Below are 21,933 nucleotides of genomic sequence, written 5' to 3' on the forward strand. Positions count from 1 at the left end.
CACTACAACGACAGCGGTGCATCGGATCGAGGTAGCCGCCCAAGCGCCGACCTCGATCGACCGCAAAGCATGGGACTCAGGTAACCGCTAAAGCGCTAACCTGGATCGACAGGAGACAACATGGCAACATCGACGCAGTCGCTGCCGGGCTCGTCCGGCGCATTCGAGGAAGCAACCTACCGCAAGGTGTCGTGGCGGCTCGTGCCGCTCCTCCTGCTGTGCTACGTGGTCGCGTATCTCGACCGCGTGAACGTCGGGTTCGCGAAGCTGCAGATGGCGAGCGACCTGAACCTGAGCGATACCGTGTACGGGCTCGGCGCCGGGATCTTCTTCTTCGGCTATTTCCTGTTCGAGGTGCCGAGCAACATCATCCTGCACCGGGTGGGCGCCCGCGTGTGGATCGCCCGCATCATGGCGACATGGGGCGTGATCTCGATCCTGACGATGTTCGTCACGACGCCCGCGATGTTCTACGTGATGCGCTTCCTGCTCGGCGTCGCCGAAGCGGGCTTCTTCCCCGGCGTGATCCTCTACCTCACCTACTGGTATCCCGCGCACCGGCGCGGCCGGATGACGACGTTCTTCATGACGGCCGTCGCGCTGTCCGGCGTGATCGGCGGGCCGATCTCGGGCTTCATCCTGAAGGCGTTCGACGGCGTGAGCGGCTGGCACGGCTGGCAATGGCTGTTCCTGCTCGAAGGCATTCCGTCGGTGCTCGCCGGCGTGCTCGTGTTCTTCACCCTCGACGAGCGGATCGCGAAGGCGACGTGGCTGACCGACGAAGAAAAGGCGCTGCTCGCCCGCAACGTCGACGCGGAGGAAGCCACCAAGGAGGACCTGCCGCTCGGCGCCGTGATGTCGAGCCCGCGCGTCTGGCTGATGGCGCTGATCTATTTCTCGTTCGTGATGGGGCTCTACGGCGTCGGCTTCTGGCTGCCGACGATCATCAAGGCGACCGGCGTGACCGACACGTTCATGATCGGCCTGCTGTCGGCGATTCCGTATGCGGCCGCGGTGGTCGCGATGATCCTGATCGCGCGCAGCGCGGACAAGCGCCGCGAACGCCGCTGGCACCTCGCGATTCCGGCCGCGATCGGCGCGGTCGGCCTCGTGCTGTCGGTGATCTGGGCGCACCAGACGGCGCTCGCGATGCTCGGCCTCACGCTCGCGACGATCGGCATCCTGACGACGCTGCCGCTGTTCTGGAGCCTGCCGACCGCGTTCCTCGGCGGCACGGCCGCCGCCGCCGGCATCGCGATGATCAACTCGATCGGCAACCTCGCCGGCTTCCTGAGCCCGTACCTGATGGGCTGGCTCAAGCAGGTGACGGGCACCAACGATGCGGGCATGTACATGCTGGCCGGGTTCCTCGTGCTCGGCGGGCTACTGGCGCTGTCGGTGCCGAAGCGGCTCGTCGACAAGTGACGACGCGCGGCGCGTAAAGGCGCGCCCGGATCGATCGAACACGCCGGCCGATTCCCGGCCCGTTTCTCCCCGATACGCCCCGACGTCCGGCATGGCCGGTCGCCGGGGCGTTTTCAATTCCGGACGGGCACAACCCGGATCGGCCGAGTGTCTCGCCCATCCGACGGCAGCCCCTTTATCACCCAAATTATTCCCTTATGCTCCTTTATATATGGAACAATAAAGATAATTAAGGAATCGTCGATAGCTCATGTTCCACACCGTCGAAGACACTGCCGCCCGCTTGCGCGTCCATCCGAAGACCGTCCTGCGGTTCATTCGCGACGGCAAGCTGCGCGCGACGCGGGTCGGCCGTGCCTACCGCATCCTCGAGGCCGACCTCGCCGCGTTCGCCCGGACGGAGCCGGCCTCGCCCGCGCCGCGTGCGGTGCGCGTCACCAGCATCGTCGACATTCCCGATGCGTCGCAGTCGCTGCACCAGTACCTGTCGCGGTCGCTGCACGCGTTGGCGTCCGGCCGCACATCGTACGTCGACCCCGTGCGAATCGACGTCACGTTCGATCCCGCCTCGAGCATGGTCAAGATCATCGTGACCGCGACACCGGCCGACACGGCCGCGCTGATGTCGTCGCTCGACATGCTGCTGCAGCAAAGCGGGACATGAGCGCAATCTTCAAGTCATCCCGCCATGCCCGCGCGATTCGCGCCGCGTACGCGGCCGCGCTGTCGCACTGGCCGGCCGGGCATCGGCGCGTCACCGTGCAAACGCGTCATGGCGCGACGCACGTCATCGCCTGCGGTCCCGAACACGCGCCGCCGGTCGTGCTGATCCACGGCGCACAGACGACGGCGGCAAGCTGGCAGCATCACGCGACCGACTGGGCGACGCACTTCCGGCTCTACGCGATCGACGTGATCGGCGAAGCGGGACCGAGCGCGCCGTCACGCCCGCCGCTCGCGGGCGACGCCCATGCGCAGTGGCTCGACGACGTGCTCGACGGCCTGCAGGTGTCGCGCGCCGCGTTCGTCGGCATCTCGCTCGGCGCGCGAACGGCGCTCGACTTTGCGTTGCGGCGGCCGCCGCGCGTCACCCGGCTCGCGCTGCTCTGCCCGTCCGGCATCGGCAGGCAGAAGCCGTTTCTGTGGTGGGCGCTGCCGCTGTTGCTGCTCGGCGATGCCGGGCGCGCATGCGTGCGGCGGCGCGTGCTGGGTCGCCTGCCACCCGCATCGACGCCGGCCGAACGGGACGCGCTCGCCCTGATGCGCGCCGTCGACCGCGGCTTCCGGCCGCGCATCGAGCCGATTCCGGTATTCGACGACACCATGCTCCGCACGTTGTCGATGCCCGTGCTGGCGATCGTCGGAGGCCGCGACGTGATGCTCGATTCCCGCGACACGCAGGATCGCCTGACGCGCCTCGTGCCGCACGCGCAGGTGCGGCTTCTTCCCGAGCAGCCTCACTTCATCCGCGGGCAGCGCGACACCGTGCGCACTTTTCTCTCATCGACGGACACGCTCGACATGCCCCATCGAATCGTTCAGGCCGCCGGCAGCCGCGTGCTGGTCCGCGATCCTTCCGCCGGCCTCGTGCAACGGGAAAGCGACGCGCTCGATCTCGTCGCGCTCGCGCACGAGCATGAAGCCGACTGGATCGCGGTCGCGGCGGACACGCTGCACGACGACTTCTACCGGCTCGACAGCGGGCTGGCCGGCGCCGTGCTGCAAAAGCTGACCAACTACGGCGTCCGGCTCGGCGTGGTCGGCGACATCGACCGCCGGCTCGCGCGCAGCGAAGCGCTGCGCGCGCTCGTTCGCGAGTGCAATCGCGGAAAATCGGTCTGGTTCGTCGCGAGCGAGGACGACCTGCTGCGCAGGCTCGGCGCGTAACGCGCTGCGGGCCGCCCCTGCCTCGCCACAGGCGAAAAAAAGCCCCGAAGGCCGATCGGCGTTCGGGGCTTTGTACGCAGCGCAGCTGCCGCGCAGCGTCACACGACGGTAATCGCCAGCGCGCTTTCGCGGTAGTGCTTCGCGGCCTTGTCGGTTTCGCCGAGGTGCTCGAACAGGCGGGCGAGCGCACGATGCGCCCGCACCTTCAGCGCCTCGTTGTCGGCCAGCTTCAGCGCCGATTCGAGGAACGACTGGGCCTTGCCCCACAGCTGCTGCTGCTGGCAGAGGCGGCCGAGCGCGAACAGCAGGTCGGCATCTTCCGGATGATCCTTCTTCCAGCCTTCGGCCTTCTGGATCAGCGGCAGCGCATCGGCGCCGGCCGTGTCCGGATAACGGCGCAGCAGGCGTGCATCCCAGTTGTGCGCGAGCGCGTCCTCGACGATGCGGCGCGCTTCGTTGCGGCGCTCGAGCGGCACCAGCAGCTCGGCCGCGAGATCGGCCAGACGCGGCGACTGGCGCTCGACCGGCGACAGCGACTGCCACACTTCGAGCAGCGCGTCCGGATCGTGCCGGCGTTCGCGCAGCAGGTTTTCCGCTGCCTGCTGGCGCAGCCGCACGGCCGCGGCCGGATGCAGCGCCTCGCGCTTTTCGAGCGCCTTCGCGAGCTTCAGCACTTCGGCCCAGTTCTTCAGTTGCTGCTGGGCACGCAACGCGACCTGCTGCGCATGAATGCGCTTGCCGCCGGCCTGCATGTCGGCCAGCGCGGCGAGCGCGCCGTCGGCGTCGCGGGCGTCCGCGCGCATGTCGGCCGCGGCGAGCAGCCGTGCATCCTGCCATTCGGGCGCGTCGACCTTCGACAGCCAGTCGTCGCGGCGCGTGTACTCGTGCATCCGGTGCGCGGCCGTGGCCCCGACGAGACTCGCGGCGCCCAGGTTCGCGTCGACGGTCAGCGCTTCGCGCGCGGCCTTCTCCGCACGCGAGAAGCGGCCCGCGTACAGGTTCGCGATCGCATCGCGCAGCGACGCCTGCGCCTTCTCGTTGCGCGAACGCGCTCGATACGCGGCGACCCGCTGCGGCATGCGCCAGATGTTGCGCACGATGCGCAGCAGCGCGTACACGACGATGAACAGCACGACGATGGCGATCACGAACAGGTTCAGCGACACGTCGATCCGGTACGGCGGATAGACGAGCAGCACCTGCCCCGCGTCGAAACGGCCGACGGTGGCGAGCGCCGCGGCGATCGCGAACAGGACCGCGAGCCAGACGATTCCTCGAAGCGTCATCGTTACCCCCGGCTCTTGAACTGCTGAACGGCGTTCAGGCTCGTGTTCAGGTTCGGCACCGCGACCGTCAGCGATGCGCCGTCAACCTGCTTGAGCAGATCCTCGACGGTCTGCGTGTCCTTCGACGCCTGATCGAAATACTTCCCGAGCGACGCCTGTGCGGCGTGCAGGTCGGCCTTCATCGCGCTGTCGTTGCGCGCCAGCAGCGACAGCCGTGCGGTCAGCAGGCGCAGCTTCACGTTCTCGCGCACGAAGTAGCCCTGGTCGGGCGACGCGAGCATCGCGTCCGCGTTGTCGATCCGGCGCACCTGCACGAGGCCCTTCAGTTGCTGGCCGAGGCCGGCCGAGAAGTCGTGCCACCACACCTTCCAGCGCGGCTCGCCGGCGGCGACCGACGACGCGGTGTCGGCCGGCGCGGCCTTCGGCGCCGCGTGCGGCACGATCGCCTCGCCGGACAGCGGCAGCGCGTCGATCCTGGCGATCGCGTCGTCGAGCTTGATCGCGAGGCCGGTGAGATCGGCGGTGGGCGCAGCCTTCAGCTTCTCGATGTCCAGCGCGAGCGCCTTGCGCACCGTGACGGCCTGCGCGCTCTGCGACGTCGCGAGACGCGCGTCGGCGTTCTGCAGCGCGATCAGCGCGAGTTGCGTGTTGCCGGTCAGTTGAAGCTGCTGGCTCGCGCTCGACAGCATCTGGTCGACCTCCTCGAGCATCCACGCGTCGCGGTTGCGCGACAGGTCCTGGTATTGCTGCTGCAGCGCCTGCTGCGCGCTCTGCGCATCGGCAAGCTTGCCGTCGAGCTGCGCGAGCTGCGTGTCGACCTGGTGCGTGCTGGCGAGCGCCTGCTCGGTCTTCAGCCGCGTTTCGGCCGCTTGCGCGTCGAGCGCCTTCTGGCGCGCGACGAAGGTGCCGTCGAGCCGGTCGATCTTGCGGTTCAGCGCGTAGCCGCCGACACCCGCCGCGCAGCCGAGCACGACGACGACGAACCACAGCACCGCGCTGCCGCCGCGGCGCGCACGCGGCTCGGGCGCGAGATAAGGGGGGCTGGACGGCGGTGCGGATGCAGGGGCCGGCTGGGAAGCGACGCTTTTGGAATCGTTGGTATCTGTCATGCGTTTAGTCACCGGTACGGCTGTCGCCGGTTGGACGGCCTCGTCGGCCATCGTTCGAAACGCGCGGACGATGCGCTCATCGCCCGCGCCGGTCAGCGTAATCCTATCAAAACCCAATGCCCGCGCGGTCTGCTCGATCCGCGGGTGCGGCGTGACGAGCGGCGCATGCTTGAGCGCATCGATCTCGGCCTCGTTCAGATGGGCCCGCGCAAGCTCGTGCAGGTTGCGCACGCCTTCCGAGCTCGTGACGAGCCACCCATGCGGCTGGCCGTCGAGCAACGCGTGCACGCGCTCCCATGCGCCGACGCGCGGCTCCGGCACGACGCGCCGGTACGCGGCCACGAGCGTGACATCCGCGCCGGCCTCGCGCAGGCGCTCGGCGAGCCATTCGCGCCCGCCGTCGCCGCGCACGATCAGCACGCGCTTGCCCGCGAGCGCCTGCGCGCCGCCGAACGCGACTTCGATGCTCGCGAACAGGCTTTCCGAATCGTAATGGGGCACGCCGCCGTCGGCCGGCGCCTGCGGCGCGATCACGCGATGCGCGGGCGCCGCGATGCCGTGGCGCTCGAGCGCCGCGACGCTGCCGGGCCCGACCACGCCGACCGGCAGCGCATTCGGCCAGATCGCGTCGTACCGCGCGAGCGCGCGGTCGATCGCGTTCGGCGACACGAAGATCACCAGCGCGTAGTCGGCCAGCGCCGCGAACGCGGCGTCGAGCGGCGCCGGATCGTCGACCGGCGCGATATCGATCAGCGGGAATTCGAGCACGTCGCAGCCGGCATCGGCCAGTTGCGCCGCAAGCGCGTCGGACTGCCCGTCCGGACGCGTCAGGACAGCGGTGAACGCGCGCGCGCCGCCCGCCATCAGGCGTCGCCCTTGCCCGCGGCCTGCGAGCTCGCGAGCAGCGCCTGGACGATGTCGAGCGCGCCTTGCGCCTCGAGTTCGTCGGACACCGCGCGGCCGAGCGCGAGCGCATCGGCGACGGTCACGACCGCGCCGCATTCCTCGGCCGTCAGCACGCGCTTGCCGTCGGTGGTCGACACGCGTCCCGTCAGGTACAGCTCGCCCGCGCGCCACACCGCGTGCGCGGCGAGCGGCACCTCGCAACTGCCGCCGAGCGCGCGCGACACCATCCGCTCGGCCTCGACCGCGAGCGCGGTCTGCGGGTCGTGCAGCGGCGCGAGCCACGCGGCGACGTCGTCGCGGTGCGCGGCGATCTCGATGCCGAGCGCGCCCTGGCCCGCCGCGGGCGGGCTGGCCTCGACGTCGAGCAGCGCACGAATCCGCGCTTCGAGGCCGAGGCGTTTCAGGCCGGCGGCCGCGAGGATGATCGCCGCGTAGTCGCCGCGGTCGAGCTTCGCGAGCCGCGTGTCGAGGTTGCCGCGCAGCGGCAGGACCTCGAGATGCGGATAACGCGACCGCAGCATCGCCTCGCGACGCAGGCTCGATGTGCCGACGACCGCGCCGGCCGGCAGCGCGTCGAGCGACGCGTAGTCGTTCGACACGAAGGCATCGCGCGGGTCTTCGCGTTCCATGATCGCGGCGAGCGAGAAGCCGTCGGGCAGCGCCATCGGCACGTCCTTCAGCGAATGCACGGCGAGATCGGCGCGGCCGTCGGCCAGCGCGGCTTCCAGTTCCTTCACGAACAGGCCCTTGCCGCCGACCTTCGACAGCGTGCGATCGAGAATCTGATCGCCGCGCGTCGTCATCCCGAGGATTTTCACGTCACAAGCTGGATATAATTTGCGCAGCGCATCACGCACATGTTCGGCTTGCCACATCGCCAGGCGGCTCTCGCGCGAAGCAATCGTCAACGTCGCGGGCGGCTGTGCCTGCTGCGGCCCGGCCGCGGGGGTCTCGGAATTCATTGCTGGAACATCGAAGGACGGGATTGAAGATCGAACAATGGTAGCACGCACGCCCCGGCCCGCCCGGGCCCGGAGCCTGCGCCCGGCCTGCTTCCGCGCGGGTCGCGGCGCCGTTGTGCGGATGTGCCGCACGTAGCTGGTTGCTTGACCGCAGTTCCCGCAGTTTCCGCAGTTCCTTTTGACTCGAGCTTTCCCAAGGAAACCCATCGTGAAGTCTTCCGGATCGGCGCGTACGGCGCGCCGCAATGCTGCCTTGCCCTCCCCCGATGCCTCGACGGACACCGTCGCCACCGCCGCGAACGGCCGTGCGAAAACGGCAACGAAACCCACGGCAACGAAACCGAAAGACCCGATACGTCAGACAAAACGCACGACGAAAGCCACGAGCCCCGCCGCCCGCAATGCCGTCGCGCCGAAGGCCGGCACCCGCACGCGCGACGACAAGGACGGCCCGCTGTTCGAGGACATCCGCTTCCTCGGCCGCCTGCTCGGCGACGTCGTGCGCGAACAGGAAGGCGATACCGTGTTCGACGTGGTCGAGACGATCCGCCAGACCGCGGTGAAGTTCCGTCGCGAGGACGACAGCGAAGCCGCGCAGACGCTCGAGAAGAAGCTGCGCAAGCTGACGCCGGAGCAGACGGTGAGCGTCGTGCGCGCGTTCAGCTATTTCTCGCACCTCGCGAACATCGCGGAAGACCGTCACCACAACCGCCGCCGCCGCATCCACGCGCTGGCCGGCTCCGCGCCGCAGCCCGGCACGGTCGCGTACGCGCTCGACCAGCTGAAAACCACCGGCAACGCGTCGAAGCGCCTGCTGCAACGCTTCTTCGACGATGCGCTGATCGTGCCGGTGCTGACCGCGCACCCGACCGAAGTGCAGCGCAAGAGCATCCTCGACGCGCAGCACGACATCGCGCGCCTGCTCGCCGAGCGCGACCAGGAACTGACCGCGCGCGAGCGCCAGTACAACGAAACGATGCTGCGCGCGCGCGTGACCGCGCTGTGGCAGACGCGCATGCTGCGCGACGCACGCCTGACGGTGGGCGACGAGATCGAGAACGCGCTGTCGTACTACCGCGCGACGTTCCTCGACGAGTTGCCCGCGCTGTACGGGGACATCGAGGCCGCGCTCGCGGAGCACGGCCTGTCCGCGCGCGTGCCCGCGTTCTTCCAGATGGGCAGCTGGATCGGCGGCGACCGCGACGGCAACCCGAACGTGACCGCGGCGACGCTCGACGAGGCGATCAACCGCCAGGCCGCGGTGATCCTCGAACACTATCTGGAACAGGTGCACAAGCTAGGCGCCGAGTTGTCGGTGTCGAACCTGCTGGTCGGCGCGAACGACGCGGTGAAGGCGCTCGCGGCCGCGTCGCCCGACCAGTCGCCGCACCGCGTCGACGAACCGTATCGCCGCGCGCTGATCGGCATCTACACGCGGCTCGCCGCAAGCGCGCGCGTGCGTCTCGGCGAAGGCACGGTGCCGGTGCGCAGCGCGGGCCGCGGCGCGCCGCCCGTGCGGGCGATTCCGTACGAGGATTCCGAAGCGTTCGTCGCCGATCTGAAGGTGCTGACCGCGTCGCTCGACGAACACCACGGCGCGTCGCTCGCCGCGCCGCGTCTCGCGCCGCTCGTGCGCGCGGCGGAAGTGTTCGGCTTCCATCTGGCGAGCATCGACCTGCGCCAGAGTTCCGACATCCATGAAGCGGTGGTCGCCGAGCTGTTCGCGCGCGCGGGCGTCGAGGCCGACTATGCGGCGCTCGCCGAGGAAGACAAGCTGCGCGTGCTGCTCGCCGCGCTCGCCGATCCGCGCCCGCTGCGCTCGCCGTACCTCGAATACTCGGCGCTCGCGCAGAGCGAGCTCGGCGTGTTCGAGAAGGCGCGCGAGGTCCGCGCGCAATTCGGCGCGCGTGCGGTGCGCAACTACATCATTTCGCACACGGAAACCGTCAGCGACCTCGTCGAGGTATTGCTGCTGCAGAAGGAGACGGGCCTGCTCGAAGGCACGCTCGGCGTGCCGGGCAGCCATGCGAAGAACAGCCTGATGGTGATCCCGCTGTTCGAGACGATCCCCGACCTGCGCGACGCGTCGCGCATCATGCGCGACTACTTCGCGCTGCCGGGCATCGACGCATTGATCGCGCACCAGGGCGCCGAGCAGGAAGTGATGCTCGGCTACTCGGACAGCAACAAGGACGGCGGCTTCCTCACGTCGAACTGGGAGCTGTATCGCGCGGAACTCGCGCTCGTCGACCTGTTCCGCGAGCGCAAGATCACGCTGCGGCTGTTCCACGGCCGCGGCGGCACGGTCGGCCGCGGGGGCGGCCCGACCTACCAGGCGATCCTGTCGCAGCCGCCGGGCACCGTGAACGGCCAGATCCGCCTGACCGAACAGGGCGAGGTGATCGCGAGCAAGTTCTCGAACCCGTCGATCGGCCGGCGCAACCTCGAGACGGTCGTCGCCGCGACGCTCGAGGCGTCGCTGCTGCCGCAATCGAACGCACCGGCGCAGTTGCCCGCGTTCGAGGCCGCGATGCAGACGCTGTCCGATTCCGCGATGGCCGCGTACCGCGCGCTCGTCTATGAAACCCCGGGCTTCACCGACTACTTCTTCTCGTCGACGCCGATCACCGAGATCGCCGAGCTGAACATCGGCAGCCGCCCGGCGTCGCGCAAGCTGCAGGACCCGAAGCAGCGCAAGATCGAGGATCTGCGCGCGATTCCGTGGGGCTTCTCGTGGGGCCAGTGCCGGCTGCTGCTGACCGGCTGGTACGGCTTCGGCAGCGCGGTCAGCGCGTATCTCGACGGCGCGCAGGACGACGCCGAGCGCGCGAAGCGCGTCACGTTGCTGAAGAAGATGAACAAGACCTGGCCGTTCTTCGCGAACCTGCTGTCGAACATGGACATGGTGCTCGCGAAGACCGATCTCGCGGTCGCGTCGCGCTATGCGCAGCTCGTGTCCGACCGCAAGCTGCGCAAGCACGTGTTCGAGCGGATCGTCGCGGAATGGGAGCGCACGTCGCGGGCGCTCGCGGAAATCACCGGGCAGGAAGGCCGCCTCGCGACCAACCCGCTGCTCGCGCGCTCGATCAAGAACCGCTTCCCGTATCTCGATCCGCTCAATCACCTGCAGGTCGAGCTGATCAAGCGTCACCGCGCGGGCGACACGAACGCGCGGCTGCGCCGCGGGATTCACCTGACGATCAACGGGATCGCTGCCGGCCTGCGCAACACCGGCTGATTCCGCGGGCGCCGGGTGTGTTCGGCGCCAGCCGGAATCACGAAAGTCGCGATACGCGTTCATGCGTATCGCGGCTTTTTTCATGCGGCGACGAAATGGCGCAACGGCAAAGCGGCGCGGCGCGCGCCGCACGCTCAGTGCGCGTCGATCAGCAACGCATCGTGCTCGAACGAACCGTCGGGCTGCACCGCGTAATAGGTGCGCACCTCGTCGGGCGCATGCGCCCACAGCGCGCGGATGCCGGCGACGCTGTCGGCCGGCGTGCGAATCCGCTCGACCCACGTATCGAAATCGATCGGCAGCCGCCAGCGGCTGTGCACCTGCGCGTCGAAACCGGCTGCGCGGAACATCGCGAGCCATTCGTCCGCGCGGTAGTCGCGCACGTGCGACGCGTCGCGCAGCACTTCCGCGGCCTGCAGGTACGTATCGAGCAGCGGATGGTCGTTGCCGGCGATGTCGATCATCAGCACACGGCCGCCCGGCTTCAGCACGCGGCGCACCTCGGCGAGCGCCGCGCGCATGTCGTGCCAGTGGTGCGCGCTCATCCGGCTCACGACCCAGTCGAACGTCGCGGTGTCGAACGGCAGCCGCTCGGCCGGCCCCTGCTGCGTGCGGACGTTCGCGAGCCCGCGTTCGCGCGCGGCCGCTTCGACGGTCGCGAGCATCGGCGCGGCGAGATCGTACGCGACCACGTCGCGCACGTGCGGAGCGACCGCGAAGCTCGCGTGGCCGGCGCCGCAACCGAGGTCGAGCACCGCGGCGTCGGGCGTCGCGCTCACCGCGTCGGCGAGCGTCTGCAGGTCGGCGCCCGTCGCATGAACCGTGCTCGTCAGATAGGCGGCGGCCGTCGTGCCGAATGCGTCGGCGACCTGGTCGTGGTGTTTCATCGTTCGCTCCTTTCCTTGATGCAGTCGGCCGATCCCGGCGCTTCAGCGCGCGATCCGGCCCCGTGCATCGCATTGTGTGGGACGCCCGCTGCCCTGCCAGCGCGCGAGCCGCTACAATAGGCCTGCGCTTGTACCAGTACAAGTTAAGTAGTTATTCTGGTATTCGATCCACCTGTCTGATCGTTCGATCGTTGCCGCGTTTTCGCTTCCACTTCGCCGTTTCCGCATGAACCAGCCGTCCTCCGCCCCCGTCCCGCCGCTCGACGCCACGCCCGCCCGCGCGCTCGGCGAATTCATCCGCGCCCACCGCGAGCGGCTGTCGCCGCAGGCGGTCGGCCTGCCGCCCGGCCCGCGCCGCCGCACGCCGGGGCTGCGGCGCGAGGAAGTCGCGCAACTGTGCGGCGTGAGCCCGACCTGGTACACGTGGATCGAACAGGGCCGGCCCGTGTCGGCCTCCGCCGACGCGCTCGCCCGGATCGCCGTCGCGCTACAGCTGTCGAAGGCCGAGCGCGCGTACCTGTTCGAGCTGGCCGCGCAGCGCGACCCGGCCGAGCCCGACGTCGCGGGCGGCGACCTGCCGCCGACGCTCGCCGCCACCGTCGCGGCCATCGCGACGCCAGCCTACGTGCTCGATCGCCAATGGAACGCGCTCGCGTGGAACGCGCCGGCCGCCGCGCTCTTTTCCGGCTGGCTCGACGACGAGCACGACCGCAACCTGCTGCGCTTCACGTTCATGTCGCCGGCCGCACGCACGCTGATCGTCGACTGGGACACCCGCGCGCGGCGGCTCGCGGCCGAATTCCGCGCCGATGCGATCCGCCACCTGACCGACGCGCCGACGCGCGCGCTGATCGACGCGCTGACCACCGGCAGCGACGCGTTCGCACAGTACTGGGCGTCGCAGGACGTGTTCGAGCGCGAAGGCGGCCTGCGCGAATTCGACCATCCGGCCGATGGCCGTCTGGTGTACCAGCAGATCACGCTGAAGCCCACGCACCGCGAGGACCTGAAGCTCGTCGTGCTGGTGCGCGACTGAGCGCGCCGGCCCCCGCGCCGGCGGCGGTCGGCCGGCCCGCGAATGTTAGAATCGCGGGATTCCCTCGGCGGCTCACGGCCGCCCAACTCCCCTTCGAAGAATCGCCATGACGTCCCAACTGCACAAAAAGGGCGAGGCCTGGTCGGCCCGCTTCTCGGAACCGATGTCGGAGCTGGTCAAGCGCTACACGTCGTCGGTGTTTTTCGACAAGCGCCTCGCGCTCGTCGACATCGCCGGCTCGCTCGCGCACGCGAACATGCTCGCCGCGCAGAAGATCATCAACGCCGACGACCTCGCCGCGATCGAACGCGGGATGGCGCAGATCAAGGGCGAGATCGAGCGCGGCGAATTCGAATGGCAGCTCGACCTGGAAGACGTCCACCTGAACATCGAGGCGCGCCTGACCGCGCTGATCGGCGATGCCGGCAAGCGCCTGCACACGGGCCGCTCGCGCAACGACCAGGTCGCGACCGACATCCGCCTGTGGCTGCGCGGCGAGATCGACCGCATCGGCGGCCTGCTGAACGACCTGCGCGGCGCGCTGATCGACCTCGCGGAACAGAACGCCGATACGATCATGCCCGGCTTCACGCACCTGCAGGTCGCGCAGCCGGTCACGTTCGGCCACCACCTGCTCGCGTACGTCGAGATGTTCACGCGCGACGCCGAACGCATGCGCGACTGCCGCACCCGCGTGAACCGCCTGCCGCTCGGCGCGGCCGCGCTCGCGGGCACGAGCTACCCGATCGACCGTCACGCGGTCGCGAAGACGCTCGGCTTCGACGGCATCTGCGCGAACTCGCTCGACGCGGTGTCCGATCGCGACTTCGCGATCGAATTCACGGCGGCGTCCGCGCTCGTGATGACGCACGTGTCGCGCTTCTCCGAAGAACTCGTGCTGTGGATGAGCCCGCGCGTCGGCTTCATCGACATCGCCGACCGCTTCTGCACCGGCAGCTCGATCATGCCGCAGAAGAAGAACCCGGACGTGCCCGAGCTCGCGCGCGGCAAGACCGGCCGCGTGAACGGCCACCTGATGGCGCTCCTCACGCTGATGAAGGGCCAGCCGCTCGCGTACAACAAGGACAACCAGGAAGACAAGGAACCGCTGTTCGACACGGTCGACACCGTCGCCGACACGCTGCGGATCTTCGCCGAGATGGTCGCCGGCATCACCGTGAAGCCGGACGCGATGCGCGCGGCCGCGCTGCAGGGCTTCTCGACCGCCACCGACCTCGCCGACTACCTGGTCAAGCGCGGCCTGCCGTTCCGCGACGCGCACGAAGCCGTCGCGCACGCGGTGAAGATCTGCGACGACCGCGGCATCGACCTCGCCGACCTGACGCTCGACGAGATGAAGCAGGAACTGCCGAACGTCGCGCACCTGATCGGCGACGACGTGTTCGGCTACCTGACGCTCGAAGGGTCGGTCGCGAGCCGCAACCATCCGGGCGGCACCTCGCCCGATCAGGTGCGTGCGGCCGTCAAGGCGGCCCGCGCCGCGCTGGCCAAGTAACGGCCTGCGGTTCCGGACGGACGCCTTCGGCGTCCGTTTTTCATTCGGGCGGCCCTCGCGCCGCCCGCTGCTTTCCCCGCTTCACGGATGCCCCCGATGACCTTTTCCGCCGCGCTCTTCGACATGGACGGCCTGCTCGTCGATTCCGAGCGGACCATCATGAACACGTGGATCGACGTGTCGAATGCGCACGGCGTCGTGCTGACCGAGATCGATTACCTGCAGATCGTCGGCCGGTCGTTCGCCGAGGGCCAGGTGATCCTGGCGCGGTTGATCGGCGACCCCGATACGTTCGACGCGGTGCGCATCCGCGTGCGCGAGCAACTCGCCGCCCCCGAACCCCATCCGAAGTTTCCGCTGAAGCCGGGCGCGCTCGAGCTGCTCGAAACGCTCGCGCGGGCGGGCATTCCGTGCGCGGTCGCGTCGTCGTCCGCGGGCGACGTGATCCGCGCGCGGCTCGGCGCGGTCGGCGTGCTGCCGTTCTTCCGTGCGATCGCGGGCGGCGACGAAGTCGCGCGCGGCAAGCCCGACCCGGCCGTCTACCGGCTCGCGGCCGAGCGTCTCGGCGTGCCGGCCCACGCGTGCGTCGCGTTCGAGGACAGCGACTTCGGCGCGCAGTCGGCCGCCAGCGCGGGTGCTGCCGTCGTCACCGTGCCCGACCTGAAGGCGCCGACGCCCGAGATCGTCGCGCTGAGCCTGCACGTGCTCGCGTCGCTCGACGATGCGGTCGCGCTCGTGCCGTCGTGGTTCGGGCTGCAGGGCACGTCGCAGCCCGCGTAGGCCCGCGTAGGCAATACGCCGCGCCATGCAAAACGGGCACCCGAGGGTGCCCGTTTCGTCGTGTCGCCCACTCGAAAGCGGCGCGTCCTTTACCGGTTGCCGGCCGTCTCCGACAGCCGCTTCATCGTCGCGATGCGCGCACCGATCAGGTCGACGCGTCCGTCCTCGCCGACGAGCGGCGCCGTCGCATCGCGGAACGCCACCCACGCGCGCTGCGCGCGCACGAGCGTCGCGGCCGAATGCGCGGGCATCTTGCGGCGCAGCTTCTGGTAATAGCGGTTCAGGTCGAACAGCGCGTGTTCGCACGCGGCGTCCTGCACGCACGGCCGCACGCGGCGGATCGCCGGATCGCGCGACGCATTCGCCGGCTTGGCGCCAGCCGGCGCACCCGCACCACCGCCCTGCGCACCGCTCGTCGCCGCGACCGGCACGGCTGCCGGCGGCGGGGCATAGCGATCGGCCGCCCCGCGCAGCGCCAGCGCGCGATCGCGCACCGGCTGCAGCTGCAGGTCGGCGCTCGACATCGCATATGCGGTGCCGCGCGTCGTGTCGTACACGGCCTTCAGCAGCAGCACTTCGTCCTTGCGCCACGTGAGCCAGCGGCGCTGGCTGTCCTGCCAGCCGCGCTTCGCGTCGGCCGGCGCATCCTTCGACAGGCGCTGGTACGCGCCGTCCATCACTGCCTGCCACTGCTGCTGCGCTTCGCCCATGCACTGGATCTGCCCGGCCGGCGACGACCGGTCGCGCCGCGCGAGGCATTGCCGCATCGCGACATCGATCGGGTCGGCCGCCGCGACTTCCGCGTGGGCGACGCCCGCGCCCGCGAGCCCCGCCAATCCTGCCGTCCAGACGACGAGCGCGGCCAGCGCCGCGCGCATCGTCCGGAATCGTCCGCGCGGCGCCATCAGTCGCGCACGCAGTCGACGAAGTACTCGACGCGGCCGTTCACCTCTTCCGCGACGAGGCCGTGGATGTCGGTGTGGAAGCCCGGGAAACGCTCGTTGAAGTCGCGCGCGAACCGCAGGTAGTTCACGATCGTCTTGTTGAAGCGCTCGCCCGGAATCAGCAGCGGGATGCCCGGCGGATACGGCGTGAGCAGGATGCTCGTCACGCGGCCTTCGAGCTCGTCGAGCGGCACGCGGTCGATCTTGCGGTGCGCGAGCTTCGCGAACGCGTCCGACGGCTTCATCGCCGGCTCCATGTCCGACAGGTACATCTCGGTCGTCAGGCGGGCGATGTCGTTCGCGCGGTACACGTCGTGGATCTGCGTGCACAGGTCGCGCAGGCCGACGCGCTCGTAGCGCGGATGCTGCGCGACGAATTCCGGCAGCACGCGCCACAGCGGCTGGTTGTTGTCGTAGTCGTCCTTGAACTGCTGCAGCTCGGTCACCATCGAGTTCCAGCGGCCCTTCGTGATGCCGATCGTGAACATGATGAAGAACGAGTACAGGCCGGTCTTCTCGACGATGATCCCGTGCTCGGCCAGGTACTTCGTGACGATCGCGGCCGGAATGCCGGTCTCGCCGAACTCGCCGTCGACGTCGAGCCCCGGCGTGATGATCGTCGCCTTGATCGGGTCGAGCATGTTGAAGCCTTCCGCGAGCGGGCCGAAGCCGTGCCAGTGGTCGTTCGGCTTCAGCATCCAGTCCTCGCGCGAACCGATGCCTTCCTCGGACAGGTTGTCCGGGCCCCACACGCTGAAGAACCAGTCGTCGCCGTACTCGGCGTCGACCTTGCGCATCGCGCGGCGGAAGTCGATCGCCTCGGCGATCGATTCCTCGACGAGCGCGGTGCCGCCCGGCGGCTCCATCATCGCGGCCGCGACGTCGCACGACGCGATGATCGCGTACTGCGGGCTCGTCGACGTGTGCATCAGGTACGCCTCGTTGAAGCGGTGCTTGTCGAACGTGCGGTTCTCCGAATCCTGCACGACGATCTGCGACGCCTGCGAGATGCCCGCGAGCAGCTTGTGCGTCGAGTGGGTCGCGAACACGAGCGCGCCCGTGCGCGGACGGCCGTCGCCGATCGCGTGCATGTCGCGGTAGAAATCGTGGAACGTCGCGTGCGGCAGCCATGCTTCGTCGAAGTGCAGCGTGTCGAGCAGATCGCCGAGCAGGTCCTTGATCATCTCGACGTTGTACACCACGCCGTCGTACGTGCTCTGCGTGATCGTCAGGATGCGCGGCTTCATGTCCGGGTTCTGGCGCATCGCCTCGCGCGCGAACGGGTTCGCCTCGATCTTCCTGCGGATGTTCTCCGGCTTGAATTCGTCGCGCGGGATCGGCCCGATGATGCCGAAATGGTTGCGCGTCGGCGTGAGGAACACCGGAATCGCGCCCGTCATCGTGATCGCGTGCAGGATCGACTTGTGGCAGTTGCGGTCGACCAGCACGATGTCGCCCGGTGCGACCGTCGCGTGCCAGACGATCTTGTTCGACGTCGACGTGCCGTTGGTCACGAAGAACAGGTGATCGGCGCTGAAGATGCGCGCCGCATTGCGCTCGGACGCCGCCACCGGGCCGGTGTGGTCGAGCAGCTGGCCGAGTTCGTCCACCGCGTTGCAGACGTCCGCGCGCAGCATGTTCTCGCCGAAGAACTGGTGGAACATCTGGCCGAGCGGGTTCTTCAGGAACGCGACGCCGCCCGAGTGGCCCGGGCAGTGCCACGAGTACGAGCCTTCGTCCGCGTACTTGACGAGTTCCTTGAAGAACGGCGGCGCGAGCGAGTCGAGATAGACCTTCGCTTCACGGATGATGTGGCGCGCGACGAACTCCGGCGTGTCCTCGAACATGTGGATGAAGCCGTGCAGCTCGCGCAGGATGTCGTTCGGCAGATGGCGCGACGTGCGCGTCTCGCCGTACAGGAAGATCGGGATGTCCGCGTTGCGGCGGCGCACTTCGGTGACGAACGCGCGCAGCTCGATGATCGCGGTCGCGAGCTCGGGCAGCTCGCCGTCCGGGCCGGTTTCGCCGAGCATGAGTTCGTCGTCGTCGATCGACAGGATGAAGCACGACGCGCGGCTCGATTGCTGCGCGAACGACGTCAGATCGCCGTAGCTCGTGAGGCCGAGGACTTCGACGCCCTCCTTCTCGATCGCTTCGGCCAACGCCCGGATGCCGGAGCCCGAGATGTTCTCGGAGCGGAAATCTTCGTCGATGATGACGACGGGGAAACGAAACTTCATGGGCGATTCTCCAAAAAGAACGACCGCGGCGCGTCACGCGCAGCGGTCACCCGGAAACTGGTGAGACGTTATGCAACCAGATCAGGTTTTCGGCAGCGTGACACCGCGCTGCCCCTGATACTTGCCGCCGCGATCGGCGTACGACACGTCGCACACCTCGTCGCTTTCGAAGAAGAGCACCTGCGCGACGCCTTCGTTCGCGTAGATCTTCGCGGGCAACGGCGTGGTGTTCGAGAATTCCAGCGTGACGTAGCCTTCCCACTCGGGTTCGAACGGCGTCACGTTGACGATGATCCCGCAGCGCGCGTAGGTCGACTTGCCGAGGCAGACGGTGAGCACGGTGCGCGGAATGCGGAAATATTCGACGGTGCGGGCCAGCGCGAACGAGTTCGGCGGGATGATGCACACGTCGCCCTTGAAATCGACAAACGAACCCTCGTCGAAGTTCTTCGGATCGACGATCGTCGAGTTGATGTTCGTGAAGATCTTGAATTCGTCCGCGCAGCGGATGTCGTAGCCGTAGCTCGACGTGCCGTAGCTGACGATCCGGCGGCCGTCCTCGGACGCGCGGACCTGATCGGGCACGAACGGCTCGATCATCTTGTGCTCTTCGGCCATGCGCCGAATCCATTTGTCGGACTTGATGCTCATATCGGGGCGCCTGGAAACGCTGCGTGACGGTCAGGGGAGGGCCGCTCGCGCAAGGCGGCGGCCGGGAAAGGCGGACATTTTACGCGATCATCGGCTCACGCACGCGGCGGCCGTCAACGGATCACGCCGCAGGCCAGCGCGGGCCCCGCGCCATGCTGCGGAAACGCCGGGTCGCTCGAGTCGCGGTGCACCAGCGCCGCGCGGTTCATCGCCGAGCGCACGCCGTCGAGGGCCAGATCGGGCGCGACGATGAAGCCGGCCGCGACGCCGTTCGCATCCGCATGGATGTTGCCGAGATCGCCGGCGACGCGCGCGCCGGCGCGCAGCCGGTCGGCGGCCGGCGCGAACACCTGGCCGGCGCTCGAGCCGTCGCCCGCGTTGCAGTCGCCGCGCTCGTGCACCTGCAGCGCGTGATCGCTGTTCGGCGGCAGGCCGACCAGGTTGTAGGTGACCTGCACACCGTCCGGGCGCTCGACGAACGTCACCGCGCCGCGCGCCTGCGCGCCGACCGTCGGCTGCAGTTGCGCGTCGGCCCGTTTTTCGTGCGACGAGGAAAAGGAGGTACAGCCGGCCAGCAGGCCCAGCGCGGCGGCGGCCAGCAGCGCGCGCCGCGCGCGGCCGGCGCGCACGCCGTGATGTCGTTGTTTCATTCGATCCTCATGCCGGCTGGCGACCGTTTGACACGACGGCCGCGCCGGGCGGGTAAAGGGACCCGGGAAAAGTCGCCATGATACCGCGCCTCGCGGCGCCGTAAACAGCGTGAGGCCCCGCCCCGCAAGGGTTTTACGTATTTTGAACAACGATCGACGGGAACTTCGACGTCATGTCGCGCGATCGCTCGGCAATCGCCAGCGCGACCCCGCGCGCGATGTCGCGGTAGCGACGCGCGAGCGCACCGTCCGGCTCGGCCGCGACCGTCGGCGTGCCGCTGTCGGCCCGCTCGCGGATCGCGATGTCGAGCGGTAGGCTGCCGAGCACGTTCACGTCGTAATCCTTCGCCATCCGTTCCGCCCCGCCGGCGCCGAAGATGTGCTCCTCGTGGCCGCAGTTCGAGCAGATGTGGATGCTCATGTTCTCGACGATGCCGAGGATCGGAATCCCGACCTTCTCGAACATCTTCAGTCCCTTCTTCGCATCGAGCAGCGCGATGTCCTGCGGCGTCGTGACGATCACCGCACCGGTGACGGGCACGCGCTGCGCGAGCGTGAGCTGGATGTCGCCCGTGCCCGGCGGCATGTCGACGATCAGGTAGTCGAGCTCGCGCCAGTTGGTCTGGCGCAGCAGTTGCTCGAGCGCCGACGTCGCCATCGGCCCGCGCCACACCATCGGGTTGTCTTCCTCGATCAGGAAGCCGATCGAGTTCGCCTGCAGCCCATGGCCGACGAGCGGGTTCATCGACTGGTTGTCCGGCGACTCGGGGCGCTGGCCGTGGATGCCGAGCATCGTCGGCAGCGACGGGCCGTAGATGTCGGCGTCGAGAATGCCGACCGACGCGCCTTCCGCGGCGAGCGCAAGCGCGAGGTTGACAGCCGTCGTGCTCTTGCCGACGCCACCCTTGCCCGACGCGACCGCGACGATGTTCTTCACATTCGGCAACAGCTTCACGCCGCGCTGCACCGTATGCGCGACGATCTCCTGCGACACGGCGACGCGTGCGCCGCGCACGCCCGGCACGGCCTGGAGCGCCGTGGCGACGCGTGCGCGCACGTCATCGTGCTGGCTGCGCGCCGGATAACCGAGCACCACGTCGAGCGCCACGACATCGCCGTCGATCGCGACGTTGCGCACGCCCTTGTTCGCCGCGTACGGGCGGCCGGTATTGGGGTCGACGACTGCCGCCAGCGCGGCGTCGACTTGTGCCCGGTCAATGCTCATCAAAACTCCATGAAAACGTTTTTCTCGCGCGCAAACGTCAAAAAATATCAAATTACGCTGCGAAAATCGGGAAAAGTGAAAGAATCTGTTGCACGCCATTGCGCGAACGCGCGACCCGGCGCACTCTTCGCGTGCGGCATGCTATAGGGCCAAATCGGCCGCTCACCGCCTATATTGTAGAGGCTGACGCGTCGCGCTGCCCGAACAGCCACGCTGACGGACAGGGCATGCGACCGCCTCGGCGGCTGCCGCAAGCGCAGGCCGGCCCTCCTTTTTCGGACGGCCCGCGCAGGGAGCCATAACTGTTGTTTGTCGTCGTTGTCGACTCGTTCAACCAAGAGAGGAATCCAAGATGAACATGAAAATCGCGACTCGCCTGTCCGTATTCGCACTCGCCGGCGCACTGCTGGCAGGCTGCGCCACGCAGCAAGGCAACAATACGGCCGTCGGTACCGGCACGGGCGCGGCGCTGGGCGCGGGGATCGGGGCACTGGCCGGTGGCGGCAAGGGCGCGGCGATCGGCGCGGGCGTCGGCGCACTGGTCGGTGGCGTGACGGGTTACAACTGGCAGGCGATCAAGAACAAGCTCGCGCCGTCGGCAGCGCAGACGGGCACGCAGGTCACCGAGCAGCCGGACGGCTCGCTGAAGCTGAACGTGCCGAGCTCGGTCACGTTCGCGACGAACCAGTACGCGATCACGCCGGCGTTCACGCCGCTGCTGAACGACCTCGCGACGACGCTGAACCAGAACCCGCAAGTCACGGCGTCGATCGTCGGCTACACGGACAGCACGGGCTCGCAGCAGCTGAACCAGACGCTGTCGCAGAACCGCGCGCAAAGCGTCGTGAACGCGCTCGTGCAGCGCGGCGTGAATGGCGGCCGTCTGTCGGCGCAAGGCATGGGCCCGTCGAACCCGATCGCGGACAACGCGACCGAAGCCGGCCGCGCACAGAACCGCCGCGTCGAGATCTACCTGCGCGCGCCGCAACAGCATCAGTAAGCGCAACCACGAGGGGAATCGTGCGGGCATCCTGCCCGCACAGCCCCGCCGGATAAGGCTTTCGGCGGAGCCGGTAACAAATCGAAAAAATTTTCGAACTTCTGTCGCAGGCCGTGGTCAGTATTTACGGTACGTGGCTGGTGTTGCCGGCGCGTCACCATTCTCCTCTTGTCGTTGTTGCTCCGGGGCCG

The 21,933-nt window shown here is 68.7% G+C and carries 17 protein-coding genes; 8 read left to right on the forward strand and 9 right to left on the reverse strand.

Features of this window, described 5'->3' with window-relative positions:
• The first annotated feature begins 120 nt into the window (after positions 1-120).
• The 3 genes from AP428_RS09685 to AP428_RS09695 all read left to right on the forward strand — a co-directional run bounded on the left by AP428_RS09685 (position 121) and on the right by AP428_RS09695 (position 3,312).
• Complete coding sequence (locus tag AP428_RS09685) at positions 121-1,425, forward strand: MFS transporter (RefSeq protein WP_006478124.1); 1,305 nt, start codon at positions 121-123, stop codon at positions 1,423-1,425.
• 250 nt (positions 1,426-1,675) lie between these two features.
• Entirely contained in the window at positions 1,676-2,089 is a 414-nt protein-coding gene (locus AP428_RS09690; protein WP_011545943.1) for a helix-turn-helix domain-containing protein, read from the forward strand.
• Positions 2,086-3,312 (forward strand): alpha/beta fold hydrolase, encoded by a 1,227-nt coding sequence (locus AP428_RS09695; RefSeq protein WP_011545944.1) that lies wholly within the window; start codon positions 2,086-2,088, stop codon positions 3,310-3,312. The genes AP428_RS09690 and AP428_RS09695 overlap by 4 nt, the downstream gene beginning before the upstream one ends.
• Positions 3,313-3,410: 98 nt before the next feature.
• On the opposite strand, the gene AP428_RS09700 is transcribed toward AP428_RS09695, so the two are convergent.
• Genes AP428_RS09700 through hemC form a run of 3 tightly spaced genes read right to left on the reverse strand, consistent with a single transcriptional unit; the run spans position 3,411 to position 7,575 of the window.
• The gene (locus tag AP428_RS09700; protein ID WP_011545945.1) at positions 3,411-4,598 is read right to left on the reverse strand and encodes a heme biosynthesis protein HemY; all 1,188 of its coding nucleotides are present in this window, start codon (positions 4,596-4,598) and stop codon (positions 3,411-3,413) included.
• 2 nt (positions 4,599-4,600) lie between these two features.
• Complete coding sequence (gene hemDX / locus AP428_RS09705) at positions 4,601-6,571, reverse strand: fused uroporphyrinogen-III synthase HemD/membrane protein HemX (protein WP_054928040.1); 1,971 nt, start codon at positions 6,569-6,571, stop codon at positions 4,601-4,603.
• A complete protein-coding gene (hemC, locus tag AP428_RS09710; RefSeq protein ID WP_011545947.1) occupies positions 6,571-7,575 on the reverse strand; it encodes a hydroxymethylbilane synthase in 1,005 nt (334 codons plus the stop codon). The genes hemDX and hemC overlap by 1 nt, the downstream gene beginning before the upstream one ends.
• A 208-nt stretch (positions 7,576-7,783) precedes the next feature.
• Between hemC and ppc the strand changes: the two genes are divergently transcribed.
• Entirely contained in the window at positions 7,784-10,813 is a 3,030-nt protein-coding gene (gene ppc / locus AP428_RS09715; protein ID WP_027805226.1) for a phosphoenolpyruvate carboxylase, read from the forward strand.
• A 134-nt stretch (positions 10,814-10,947) separates the two neighbouring features.
• Here the strand turns inward: ppc and AP428_RS09720 are convergent, their stop codons facing one another.
• Positions 10,948-11,700 carry a class I SAM-dependent methyltransferase gene (locus tag AP428_RS09720; protein WP_011545949.1) on the reverse strand — a complete coding sequence of 251 codons (753 nt, stop codon included), beginning with the start codon at positions 11,698-11,700 and terminating at the stop codon, positions 10,948-10,950.
• Positions 11,701-11,926: 226 nt separating this feature from the next.
• Between AP428_RS09720 and AP428_RS09725 the strand changes: the two genes are divergently transcribed.
• From AP428_RS09725 to AP428_RS09735, 3 genes are all read left to right on the forward strand, one after another.
• Entirely contained in the window at positions 11,927-12,736 is an 810-nt protein-coding gene (locus AP428_RS09725; RefSeq protein WP_011545950.1) for a helix-turn-helix transcriptional regulator, read from the forward strand.
• Positions 12,737-12,842: 106 nt separating this feature from the next.
• Entirely contained in the window at positions 12,843-14,252 is a 1,410-nt protein-coding gene (argH, locus tag AP428_RS09730) for an argininosuccinate lyase (protein WP_011545952.1), read from the forward strand.
• Between the two features lie 96 nt (positions 14,253-14,348).
• A complete protein-coding gene (locus tag AP428_RS09735; RefSeq protein WP_041489236.1) occupies positions 14,349-15,032 on the forward strand; it encodes an HAD family phosphatase in 684 nt (227 codons plus the stop codon).
• 89 nt (positions 15,033-15,121) lie between these two features.
• Here AP428_RS09735 and AP428_RS09740 read toward each other — a convergent pair whose 3' ends face one another.
• The 5 genes from AP428_RS09740 to apbC all read right to left on the reverse strand — a co-directional run bounded on the left by AP428_RS09740 (position 15,122) and on the right by apbC (position 20,742).
• Positions 15,122-15,937, reverse strand: a complete 816-nt coding sequence (locus AP428_RS09740; RefSeq protein ID WP_011545954.1) for a lysozyme inhibitor LprI family protein — start codon at positions 15,935-15,937, stop codon at positions 15,122-15,124.
• On the reverse strand, positions 15,937-18,216 hold the full coding sequence (locus tag AP428_RS09745) for an arginine/lysine/ornithine decarboxylase (protein WP_011545955.1): 2,280 nt from the start codon (positions 18,214-18,216) through the stop codon (positions 15,937-15,939). The genes AP428_RS09740 and AP428_RS09745 overlap by 1 nt, the downstream gene beginning before the upstream one ends.
• Positions 18,217-18,297: 81 nt before the next feature.
• Entirely contained in the window at positions 18,298-18,867 is a 570-nt protein-coding gene (gene dcd, locus AP428_RS09750) for a dCTP deaminase (RefSeq protein ID WP_006398615.1), read from the reverse strand.
• A 113-nt stretch (positions 18,868-18,980) separates the two neighbouring features.
• Positions 18,981-19,517, reverse strand: a complete 537-nt coding sequence (gene sodC, locus AP428_RS09755; protein ID WP_011545956.1) for a superoxide dismutase [Cu-Zn] — start codon at positions 19,515-19,517, stop codon at positions 18,981-18,983.
• A 133-nt stretch (positions 19,518-19,650) separates the two neighbouring features.
• Positions 19,651-20,742: an iron-sulfur cluster carrier protein ApbC gene (apbC, locus tag AP428_RS09760; RefSeq protein WP_011545957.1), complete on the reverse strand. Its 1,092-nt coding sequence runs from the start codon at positions 20,740-20,742 to the stop codon at positions 19,651-19,653.
• 352 nt (positions 20,743-21,094) lie between these two features.
• Between apbC and AP428_RS09765 the strand changes: the two genes are divergently transcribed.
• Positions 21,095-21,742 (forward strand): OmpA family protein, encoded by a 648-nt coding sequence (locus AP428_RS09765; RefSeq protein WP_006478111.1) that lies wholly within the window; start codon positions 21,095-21,097, stop codon positions 21,740-21,742.
• Positions 21,743-21,933 lie beyond the last annotated feature (191 nt).

It is taken from the genome of Burkholderia sp. E168m22, from assembly GCF_001319805.1.
Classification (GTDB): Bacteria; Pseudomonadota; Gammaproteobacteria; order Burkholderiales; family Burkholderiaceae; genus Burkholderia; species Burkholderia orbicola.